General features: G+C 48.5%; 9 protein-coding genes. 2 read left to right on the top strand and 7 right to left on the bottom strand.

The window, feature by feature from the left end; genetic code table 11:
• Positions 1-61 precede the first annotated feature (61 nt).
• The 5 genes from KDX31_03515 to KDX31_03535 form a co-directional block, all read right to left on the bottom strand.
• The gene (locus KDX31_03515; GenBank protein UTW04097.1) at positions 62-1,111 is read right to left on the bottom strand and encodes a TRAP transporter substrate-binding protein; all 1,050 of its coding nucleotides are present in this window, start codon (positions 1,109-1,111) and stop codon (positions 62-64) included.
• Between the two features lie 86 nt (positions 1,112-1,197).
• Positions 1,198-2,145, bottom strand: a complete 948-nt coding sequence (locus KDX31_03520) for an oxidoreductase (protein ID UTW04098.1) — start codon at positions 2,143-2,145, stop codon at positions 1,198-1,200.
• A gap of 44 nt (positions 2,146-2,189) precedes the next feature.
• Positions 2,190-3,242, bottom strand: a complete 1,053-nt coding sequence (locus tag KDX31_03525; protein ID UTW04099.1) for an aromatic ring-hydroxylating dioxygenase subunit alpha — start codon at positions 3,240-3,242, stop codon at positions 2,190-2,192.
• A gap of 505 nt (positions 3,243-3,747) precedes the next feature.
• Complete coding sequence (locus KDX31_03530) at positions 3,748-4,536, bottom strand: hypothetical protein (GenBank protein UTW04100.1); 789 nt, start codon at positions 4,534-4,536, stop codon at positions 3,748-3,750.
• Positions 4,537-4,687: 151 nt separating this feature from the next.
• Positions 4,688-6,319, bottom strand: a complete 1,632-nt coding sequence (locus KDX31_03535; protein ID UTW04101.1) for an amidohydrolase — start codon at positions 6,317-6,319, stop codon at positions 4,688-4,690.
• 301 nt (positions 6,320-6,620) lie between these two features.
• Here KDX31_03535 and KDX31_03540 point away from each other — a divergent pair, with 301 nt between their 5' ends.
• Entirely contained in the window at positions 6,621-7,343 is a 723-nt protein-coding gene (locus KDX31_03540) for a TorF family putative porin (GenBank protein UTW04102.1), read from the top strand.
• 117 nt (positions 7,344-7,460) lie between these two features.
• Complete coding sequence (locus KDX31_03545) at positions 7,461-8,543, top strand: polyamine ABC transporter substrate-binding protein (GenBank protein UTW04103.1); 1,083 nt, start codon at positions 7,461-7,463, stop codon at positions 8,541-8,543.
• 220 nt (positions 8,544-8,763) lie between these two features.
• On the opposite strand, the gene KDX31_03550 is transcribed toward KDX31_03545, so the two are convergent.
• Both KDX31_03550 and KDX31_03555 read right to left on the bottom strand, forming a co-directional pair.
• The gene (locus KDX31_03550) at positions 8,764-10,344 is read right to left on the bottom strand and encodes a histidine kinase (GenBank protein UTW05287.1); all 1,581 of its coding nucleotides are present in this window, start codon (positions 10,342-10,344) and stop codon (positions 8,764-8,766) included.
• 14 nt (positions 10,345-10,358) lie between these two features.
• Positions 10,359-11,390, bottom strand: coding sequence for a TRAP transporter substrate-binding protein (locus KDX31_03555; protein ID UTW05288.1), 1,032 nt, complete (start codon positions 11,388-11,390; stop codon positions 10,359-10,361).
• Positions 11,391-11,469: the final 79 nt, after the last annotated feature.

Consider the following 11,469-nt stretch of genomic DNA (forward strand, 5'->3'; position numbering starts at 1 on the left):
CTGGTCTGTAAGAGACCCTGGTTTTACCCGGGGTCTCTGGTGGGAGTCATCAGTCAGATTATTACTGATTCGCGGCCTGATACTTATCGATCAGCGCATTCGCCTTATCCAGCAGCATCTGAGATTCATAGCCATCGGCTTTCATCTGTTTCAGCCAGTCTTCTGTTACGAATGCCAGCTTGTCTTTCCAGGCGGCAATTTCAGATTCGGGTAGCTGGTATAATTCGTTTCCCTGATCAACCGCGGCCTGTCGGCCGGTTTTCTCATAGGTGTCGAACGCCTTACCAATAAATCCAGCAAGCTCAACCCCTGAGTTATTATCGATCACTTTTTGCAGATCAGCCGGGAGGCTTTCATAGGCTTTTTTATTCATGCTGAAGACAAAGCTATTTGCATACAGGCCGCGTTTTCCCAGGATCTCTGTGTGATGTTTAACTAACTGATGTATTTTCAGTGGTTTTACAACTTCAAAAGGCAGGACGGCAACATCGATGACACCCTTCGACAAAGCGCTGGGCATCTGTGGTACCGGCATGAAGACGGTGTTAGCACCTAGTGCTTCAAATGCGCTAGCCATGACTTTGTTGGGCGCACGTACCGTCAGACCGTCCATATCTTTCGCTGTATGAATCGCTTTATCACGCGAGTTCAGGGAGCCGGGTGCATGAACGTGCATCGCCAGCAGGTGCACATCTTTGAACTCGTCAGCCATCTCCTGTTCGGCATAATCCTGTATTGCCATGCTGACTGATTTTGCATCAGCGGCCATGAAAGGAAGCTCAAATACGGTTGATTTAGGGAAGCGGCCGGGTGTGTATCCGGTGACAGTCCAGGAAATATCTACGATACCTTTACGTACCTGATCAAATAGCTGAGGTGGTTTGCCACCCAGTTGCATTGACGGGTAGATATCAATTTTTATCCGTCCGCCTGATTCGGCCATGACTTTATCAGCCCATGGCACGAGGAAATTGGTATGCGCATTAGAGGGTGGGGGGAGCATATGGTGAAGCTTAAAGGTGAATTCGGGTTCAGCCGCGATGGCGCTGCCAGCCCCCAGTAATAAAGCACAGACAGCCATAGATCGTTTAATTGTTGTTTTTAGTTTCATGTAGGTACCTTTAAAGGTTATTTATTGTTATTGGATACAGCACAGTGTTTTATTCAATACTTATCAGCTAGTCAGTAGCCCGATGTTTATATATCCAGCACTAATCGCGCGCTTTTGGCGCGGGAGCAGCAGGGGGCGAACTCTTCGTTTTTAGCGTGTTCCTCAGGGGACATATATACATCCCTGTGATCCGGATCGCCGGATAGCAGGCGGGTAGAGCATGAACCGCAAACCCCCTCTTCACAGGCAAACGGAATATCGATATCCAGATCCAGCAAAACGTCCAGCGCACTCTTATCCGCCGGGATCTGAATCACTTCGCCGCTACTGGCAAGCTGAATTTCAAAAGCGCTATCGGCTTCGGTTGAGCCGCTTGCCGCGGCAAAATATTCCCGGTGTAAGCGGGAGTCATCCCAGCCTTGTGCGGCTGCTGTTTGTAGCACTGCATCCATAAAAGGATTTGGGCCACAGGTATAGAGGTGAGTGCCTTTGTCCGGATCGGCAAGCAGTGCCTGCATATCCAGGCGGCCCTCCGTCTGGCTGAAGTGGAATGTTACCCGGTCAGCAAATTCAGACGTGTTAATGCGCTCAACAAACGCGGCGTGCGCCGGGGATTTGGCGCAGTAATGCAACGAAAAGCTGGCATCTGTGTGAGCCAGACGTTCCGCCATGCAAAGCAGCGGGGTAATGCCAATTCCACCCGCTATTAACAGATGGTGAGCGGCGCTGTGTTCCAGCGGAAACAGATTGCGTGGCTCGCTGATGGTTAAACGGTCCCCCACATTAACTGACTCATGCAGGGTGACCGAACCACCCCGGGAATCCGGGTCGTTGAGCACACCAATTTCATAACAGTGGTGGTCATGGGGCGGATTGCACAACGAATATTGTCGCACCAGCCCATTGGGCAGGTGCAGATCAATATGTGCTCCGGCACTAAAGGCCGGCAGTGCTGAATTATCGGTACGTGCCAGGCGGAACAGATGAATATCATCTGTTTCCTTTACCTTGGCGGTGACTTCGACTTCAAACATAGTTAACTCTCCGGATCTTCATCAGGTAGCCAATTGAGCCGGTATCAGGCCAGTGAAGACTCAGTGGCGGCTGAGTTTTCCTCTTTTAGCAGCTTATCAATAATGCGCCGGGCGAAAACGCCACCGGCATCAATGTCCAGTTTCAGAAGTCGCATCTCAGGATTGGCCAGCAGGTTTTTTTGCTGCAATTCCAGCATTTCCAGATCTTCAGAAAAGATACCGCCCTGACCTTCGCGAATCGCATCGGTGAGTGCCGGATCATCAGCTTTAAAGTTGCGTGCCATACCCCAGAAATACCAGTGACTGGTTTCTGTTTCCGGGGTAATAAAGTCGACCACAATACTGTTCACCCGTTTGTCGGCAGGGGCTTCCCGTCCACCGTTGCCAGCCAGTGCTACACCCACGTCGATCAGCACATGGCTGGGCGGGGTAAAGCGACAGATCTGCCAGCGATCCACCGGTTGATCATCGGGCAGGCCTTTCGTGCGGAGGTTTCCCTGCCAGAAGGGCGGTGCAATAACATTATCCATAAAGCGGCTGGTGGTAACTTCAGTGCCCACTTTCTCGGTTTTAACCGGCGCTTCATCAATCTCTTTCTGACCAATACTGGTGGAGTGAACGTAGGTTTCGTGGGTCAGGTCCATCAGGTTGTCGATCATCAGTTTGTAATCGCACTGGATATGAAACAGCCCTCCACCGTAAGCCCAGTCATCGCTGACAGCCCATTCCAGATGGGGAATAGCATCGGTACTGGCGAGTTCTGCATCGCCTGTCCACACCCAGATAAAGCCATAGCGTTCCTCTACCGGATAGCTCTTCATACAGGGAAAACCGCCAACCCGCTGCTTGGGCATGGAGCGGGTTTTACCGTCCCGACCGATATTTAATCCATGATAACCACAGACCAGACCACCGTCTTCGGTATAGCCCAGGGACAACGGGGCGCCGCGATGAGGACAAAAGTCTTTTACTGCAGCGACTTTTCCTTCGCCATCTCTGAAGAATGCGATCTGTTCGCCACAGATTTTTCGGCCAAGAGGTTTTTCAGCAATTTCATCAGGGGTGCAGGCTACATACCAGCAGTTTTTAGGGAACATAGAAGGGACTCCAAAAAAGGTGTTGATTGTTTTTATGTATCCAATAATAGCTATTATTGGCTATTAATTACAGTAAATAAGTATTTTTGGATACAAAAAATTAAATTTGAATGTAGGGATGTGACGTTCTTTAATCTGTTATTTTAATTAACTTTATGATTATTAAGGTTTTTATTTAGGTGTGGCGTGGTTTTGTCTGCATTTTAGACGAGCTGTCTGGCAAACTTTCCCGTATGGTCGGTATTTTGGTCGGTATTTTGGCAGGTCTTTGAATAGGCGCTTTGGTAAGCTCTTTAGCTTGTTTTTCGCTGGACTGAGTGAGACTGGCCGTTTGAGACAGACCGCGTGAGCCAGGCAGTGCGTTCTGGTCGGGCTGTGCCGATCAGAGCAGCGCTTAATATAAGTAAGGTGAGGATCTGTGAAATGCAGCGGTTGCCTTATCCCTGCAGGTATAAGGCAACCTGTGTCTGTTATTTGACTTAGGCTGAAGATGAAAGAATGGGGGTTAAGTCAAACTGATCTGGTCGAGAAACAGCGAAAACAGTTCAGATTTAGAATTAATCTCCAGTTTGCTGTAGAGGTTTTTGCAATGGACTTTAGCCGTACCGTGAGCGATACCCAGCATTTCCGCAATAGCGATTAAAGAGTAGCCCCGGATAATCAGTATCGCTAGCTCCGTTTCTCTTTCGGTCAACACTCCGTAGCCGAAGTTTTTAAATACACTGGAGATCTGCTCGTGGATGATATCGCTGGCCTGTTGTGAGGCTGTCTGCGTGTTCTCTATACTTTGCCAGTGCTTTCTGTAGGCTGAGATGACCAGTGGTGATATCGCATGCAGCCGCTCTCGTGTGGCGACTGTCGCCGGGGTTTCGATGACGGTGAGTGATATCTGTATCTGTGAATCGTTGTCCAGATTTATGACGAAGGCTGCTTCTTCATATCCCCGGTTGCAGTAATGCTCGGTGTAGTAAGTGCTTTCGAAAAAGTCATCCGGGGCGATCTCTTTGATAAAGTGTAAACCGGTTGGCAGCCCCGCTTTAAAGGCATTATAGAACGGATCGATCATATAGAAACCGTTCAGGTACTCATCCATTATTTTGGATGTTAACAGGGTTGAATCAGGGGATAGCAGAATCGTTGGACGGCTATTTTTATGAAAGTGAATGGCGAATACGGATTCACAGGGTGTGGCAGAGTTGATCAGACTGAGCAGGGCTGGATTAAACGCGTCAGTACCACTCGTCTCGATCAGCTTAGAGGCAAGCAGGTATACATTTTCTGAAGAATCTTCCACTCATACTTCCTCTGGGATTCTGACCTCATGGTTGCTCAATAGTATATCGGTTAGTTAATTTTTGTCGAATGGGAATTTTGGGAGGGCGAGACAGGGCCTGAAATTATTCAGCAAGCCTGTTGCAGACTTGCTGATACAGTATATCTGCGGATCAGAGAGATGTGTCCCGGTAGACCTCTTTGCCGCCTAACAGGGTTAACACAACTTTGGTGTTTTCAATCTCGTATGGGGAGATGGTATAGAGATCCTGATTGAGGATGATCAGGTCAGCAAATTTACCGACCGTTAAACTACCGGTGGTTTTCTCTCTCCAGGCTGCCCGTGCTGCATTGATGGTATAGCCTTTGATTGCGGTATCGATATCGATGCGGTATTGCGGGTTGTGTGCCGGTGAGTTTTTATTGGCTCCGGAAACCTGACGGGTCAGCGCCGTCTGCATGATAGCGAAGGGGTCAAAGGTACTCACGCCCCAGTCACTGCTGAGTGCGCAGACCGTTCCCTGACGCACCAGCTCACCAATGGGATAAATTTGCCGATAGCGTTCCTCACCCAGCATTTGCAGGGCGATCTTATCATTGTCCGGATCGGGTTGTGCCCACAGTGGTTGCACGTTGCCGTAAACACCCAGCTGTTTGAAGCGGGGAAAGTCTTCAGCGGTTACCAGCTGTATGTGTGCCAGTTGGTGTCGGCTATCCCATAAACCATTAACCTGTTGGGCATACTCGATACCATTCAGTGCCGCGTTCACCGCACCATCGCCAATGGTGTGAACATGCAGCTGGAACTTCTCTTTATCAAATGCGGCAAAGAACTCATTGATCAGTGGCTGATCAAACATCAGCGGTGCGGTTGATCCGGTATCGCAACGGGGTTCCAGCAGTGTTGCTGTGCCGCTTTCAAGCACACCGTCGAGAAAGAACTTTGCCGAATGCAGTGAAACCATATCATCGGCATAGCTTTCCCGCAGAGATAGGAGCTCTTGCATCTGCTCTGCCAGCGGCAGATGAGCAAAGATTTTTGAGGTCGCCGCAACCCGCAAAGATAGCTGGCCTAGCTTATTCAGAGTTTGGTAGTTTTCCATTGTTTTGCGTGGGGCAACGGCATCCAGAACGCCGGTAATACCGTGCTGGTTGAATACCTTGCAGTAGTGCTGCATCGCCTCGAAATAATCCTCGTCACTGAACGCTGGAGAGAACCGGTTCATGGCCCAGATGGCATCTTCATAGATATAACCCTTAGGTGAACCATCGGTACAGCGGGCATAGCTGCCACTGGCAGGTTCAGGGGTTGCGACGGTGACATCAGCAATGCGGAACGCTTCGCTGTTCGCCCAGCCGCTGTGGTAATCAAACGAGAAAATCAGTGCAGGACGTCCACCGGTCACCGCATCCAGTCGCTCTTTGGTGAGATTGTTCTCGTTAAATATAGAGGGGTTAAAACCGATCCCCTTAATCCACTCTTTGTGGGGGTTCTCTCTGGCAAAACGCTCAATCTCATTAAGCAGATCATCCATTGTTTTCATCTCATGTAGCGAGACATAATGGAAAAAATCGGCGCTGGTGGCCTGAAAATGTATATGAGTATCCTGAAAACCGGGTAGCACCAGCTGACCCTGAGCATCGACCATCTGCGTATTATTGTCAGTCAGCGCTTTAATTTCAGTATTGCTGCCTACTGCGATGATTTTATCACCATATATTGCCAGCGCTTCTGCTTTCTCATTTTTATCATCCATTGTATGGATGTTGCCGTTGATAATTATCTTGTCTGCTATGTATGACATTAAACATATCCATTTCTTAAAGTGTGGACAAAAGGTATCGCTGTGGCTGTCAGGTAATTAACCTCTGACTATTTATTATGTTTTTAATTTTTATTTGAAAATATATCTCATATATCGGTCACATTACCGTATTTAAGTTCAGCAGGAATACCACGTTAGGTATAGAGGATGGCGGGTTGTTATAAATAAATTGGCGGTTTAGATGACACTGTTTTTACAACTAATGAAATAGGGGTATACCGGCTCAAAAGAATCTCTGAAATGATGGTTGCATACTAAAAAAAGTAAACGTGAGGGTGACATGAAGAATATTAAATCAATTGCAGCTATCGGCTTAAGTCTTTTGTCGGTGTCTGGTCTGGCTCAGGCAGATCTGGGGGCCAATGTTTCAGTATTGAGTGAATGGCGTAACCGTGGTGTCTCTATGACCAATGAGTCGCTCGCCATTCAGGGTGGTATTGACTGGTATAACCAGAGTGGCTTGTTCGCCAGCGTTTGGGCCAGTAACGTAGATTTTTTCCCGACCGGACACCCTTTTGATGATGGCGCAACGGTTGAGCTCGATCTGCTGGCGGGTTATGCCGGTGCGATCAACGACGATATATCCTATGATGCAATCCTCTTTTACTATCAGTATCCGGGTGATGAGGTTGATCAGGATTTTGCTGAGTTGAAGCTGGGGCTTAATTACAATGGTTTCCGCTTAGGTTATGAGCATGCACCTGACTACATTAACTCAGGTAAGGCGTATCAGTATCTCTATCTGAACTATCAGACAGATATTGCTGAGGGTGTGGGGTTAGAGCTGCACGTAGGCTCCTCGTTTGGTGAGGTGTTTGACGATCCGACCACGCTGATGCTGGATAAATATATGGATTATTCGGTTGGTGTAACCAAGAGCTTCAGTGGTCTTGATCTGAAGCTGGCCTATGTGAACACGGATATCTCCAGTACCTATGCGGTTGATAGTGGTCACATGGCGAATCAGGATGCCGTGGTATTCTCCGTCTCTAAATCATTCTAATACGATAGTTTTATCAGGGCTGTTGTATAATCCCCTTCATACAATAGCTGCTGATAGATTTGTTGAGTTTTAATAACTCTTAAATGATAAAACATATTATAAGTTTCAGAGGGTGTTATGCGAATAAATAAAAAGATTCTCTCACTATGCCTGCTGACTGCTTCATGTTCAGTCAGTGCAGCTCAGGTGAATGTTTATAACTGGTTTGGTTATATTCCGGATGATTCTCTGCAGGTTTTCAGAGATACATCGAAAACAGAACTCAATTATGATGTTTATGAAAGTAATGAAATACTTGAAACTAAACTGCTGTCTGGTGGTTCCCGGTATGACCTTGTGGTGCCTGCCGCAAACTTTATGGAACGCCATGTAAAAACCGGGATCTATCAGAAAATTGATAAATCAAAAATACCCAACTATAACAAGCTTGATCCGGTTATTTTAAAGAAAGTTGAAACGTACGATCCGGGTAATCAATACAGTGTTCCCTATGCCTGGGGCAGTATCGGTGTGGGTTACAACGTGAAAATGATTAAGGAACGTTTAGGTGAAATTCCTGAGAATACCTTTGATATGGTATTCGACCCTGAGGTTTCTGCAAAACTGAAAGACTGTGGTATTGCGTTGCTTGATTCGCCAGCTGAAGCGATGTCGATGGCGTTGCATTATCTTGGCCTGGATCCTAATTCTGAAGACAAAGGCGATCTGAAAAAAGCTGAGATGATGGTCAGGGCTGCCAGAGGGAATTATAAGTATTTCCACAATGGCTCATACCGCGATGACCTGGCCAATGGCGATATCTGTGTGGCGCTGGGTTTCAACGGCATCATCCTGGCGGGCAATGCGATCGCGAAGACAATCGATCCTGAACGCGAAATCGCTTACTCGGTTCCTAACATTGGCTCACTGATCTGGTTTGATGTGATGGCGATTCCGGCTGATGCACCTAACCCTGATGGGGCCCACGAGTTCATCAACTTTATCCTGGAGCCTAAGATCGGCTCATCAATCTCTAATATGGTGAAGTATGCGGTGCCAAACCTCGGTGCGAATGAGTATGTCGAAGCGGAAATCTTTAATAATCCGGGTATCTACCCATCCGATGAGGTGAAAGAAACACTGTTTGCCTTGAGAGCCCATAGTCAGAAGTATGACCGTATCCTCAACCGGGCCTGGACCAATATTAAGACCAACCGGTAATTAACACGACCCTTGTTACGCTTCCGTGTTCGAGGGTCTGATCTTCTCCTTCTTTGTTATTAAGTTTTATTGCGGCGACATTTTGCCAGTGACTTGTTCACTGGCTTTTTTTTATCCCTCAGACTGTATATTTCTATCAATGTGATTTTTACAGCGGCTAATTTGGGATAAATATAGAAACCTTTTCTAGCGGTCATGCCTCTTGCTAATCGAGTCCTGGCTAATCAACTGATGTCAGCTCGGGTGTTAGCGGCAGATCGATTTGAAAGTGTGCGCCATGCTCGCTTGGCAGACACACTATCTGGCCCTGCAGCAACTGACTGACCAGATTATAAACAATATGCATGCCAAGCCCGCTGCAGCCCTGGTTTCGCCGGGTGGTCATGAAGGGTTCAAACAGTTTTTTGAGCCAGCCGTCGGCGATACCCACACCGTTGTCCCGGTAGTCTATAAGCATCCGGTTGCCATAGGATTTTATCTCAATGGTAATTTTGCCGCCGGGCTGGTTATCAAAACCATGCAGTAATGAGTTGAGGATCAGATTGGTAAAAATCTGATAAAACCCACCCGGGTAGCTGTCCAGCATCAACTGTTCAGGCCCATGCACTGTTATGTCGGGGTTGGACTGTTTCAGCTTGGGTTTTAGTGAACGCTGTATCTCGTCAATATACTGGATCAGGTCGAAGCGTCTGCGCTGCTCACTCGCCTGATCTACCGAGACCAGTTTAAAGGCACTGATCAGTTGCGCTGCCCGTTCAAGGTTCTCACAGATCAGTTGACTGCTTTCAACCGCAGTCCCGGCCAGTGAGTTGTCGGGGTGTTGTTGCTGGTAGAGTTCAGCCTGATCGGCCAGAAATGAGGCCGCTGTATAGCCGATCCCGATCGGTGTATTTATCTCATGGGCGACGCCGGCAACTAATCCCCCCAGCGCGGCGAGTTTTTTCGATTCAACCAGCTGTTGCTGAGTTTCCTGTAGTTTCTCCAGTGTGGCGCGCAACTCTTCGTTACTCTGTTCCAATGCTTGTGTGCGCTCAGAAACCCGCTGTTCCAGTTCAGCGTTTAACCGGGCCAGTGAACGTTCGGCCTCTTTCCGTTTGCCAATATCGGTCAGCATCGACTGCCGCATATGATTCATTGAGGTGACAACCTGGCTGAGCTCATCCTCCTTTTCTCTGGGCTTGCGTTTCAGGATGAGTGGGGTGTCCAGTTGGTCGAGCCTGAGTCGCCGGGCATACGCAGCCATGGTGCTGAGGTGTCGGGTTACCAGTTGATTGAACAGGGTGAGGATAAAGATGGAAACGAGAAAGGTTTTGATCCCCTGAGAGGCGAGAATCACCAGCACCTTATCTGCCAGACGACGATAGACCTCTTCCAGGCTGACGATCAGGGTCAGATCGCCTACTTTAACCGCTTTATTGGTTGTGTCGCTGTAGTCCAGCTCGAAATGACGTTCAACCGTCGCGCCCACACGAGGCTTGTTCCCAGCAGTATAGATATTGCCAAACTGGGAGCGGATCTCCAGATAGCGAATATCCGGCAGTTGGAGTAAACCGTCCAGCTGCACCTGTATCTGGGTTGGGCTGATCTCCCACAGACTGTTGGCAAGGCTGTTTAGTGAACTGGCTTCAATCTGTTGCAAACGTTCATTGATCGCCGAGCGTTCATAACGATAATCGAGCCAGAGCTGGGTGCCGGTGGCGATCAGGGTGATGGCCGAACTGTAGAGCAGGATAGCGGTTAGTAGCCTGACCCCTAAGGGTTTCCGGCTGCAGAGTTCATTAAAGCGTTGAAACAGGTGCATCTTTTTGAAGGAACTCACTGGGGGGTTGCCTCTGCCCTGAGACCGAGCACTTTACCGACGGTTCGGTTCCAGTTGGCCGTGCATTCAGGGCCACAGCGCTCAGTCCAGCGGGGCAGAATAACCTCTTTAGCCACTTTATCACGTATTTTCAGATCAGCTTCAGAGGGGTTAACCAGGGTCATATTACCGGCTTCGCCAATAGCACAGGAGCCGCCAGACAAACAGGCCAGTGCGATTTCATCTTCAGTTGCGGTTTGCTGCCACATGTTTTCTGTGAGAGTTGCTATCTCTCTGTTCAGCAGTTCTTTTTGTGACTCGTTCAGGCGGTTCCACTTAGTCAGGTTCATGGCCCCGAATGCCAGTCCCCAGCCAACCCGTAGTGTAAAGCCATAGGGCGTGAGTTTGTGCAGCCCGACCGTGTAGGCCGACATGGTTCCGGTGATAACACAGTCAACCCGATTGTTCGCCAGCGCATCAGGGACATCGTGATAGGCGACGTTGACCGCAATGCCGCCGACACCCTCGACGAAATCTCCCAGGGTTCTTAAGAATACCCGGATCCGTTTTCCTTTCAGGTCTGCAATACTGTTGACCGGTTGTTTGCACCAGATCATCTGACTCGGGAAGGGATAGAGCATCATTAGCCGGGCATTGTATTTTTCTGCAAACGCCCGCGACAGGGTTGGAAAATAGGCATCAGCGACTCTTTTCTGTACAGCTATATTCTGCACCAGTGAAGAGAGGTCGGCGCCTTCGAAAATTTCGTTTTCCTGCATCGCATAGCCGGGGAGACCAAAGGCAAAATCAAACACGCCATTTTTAAGCAGATGCATGATCTCATAGCCCCTCAGGTCGAGTTCATCCTGTGGTTTTATTTCACCGACGATACTGCCACCGGATACTTCGGCGATATGGTGATTCCAGAAGGGCTCCTCATGGGTTGGGTAGTTAGCGAAATATCCCCAGGTGCCGACGGCCTTAATGATGATCGTATCGTTTGCAATCACGCAGTTGCTTATACCCGAGCCTAGCAGAGCCAGTATCATTGCCACTGTGTAACGTTGTATGGTTTTCATAAGTACCGGTTTATTACTTACATGGGTTAAAGTTTCAGCCAGCTGTCGA

The sequence above is a fragment of the Amphritea atlantica genome (assembly GCA_024397875.1).
Classification (GTDB): Bacteria; Pseudomonadota; Gammaproteobacteria; order Pseudomonadales; family Balneatricaceae; genus Amphritea; species Amphritea atlantica_B.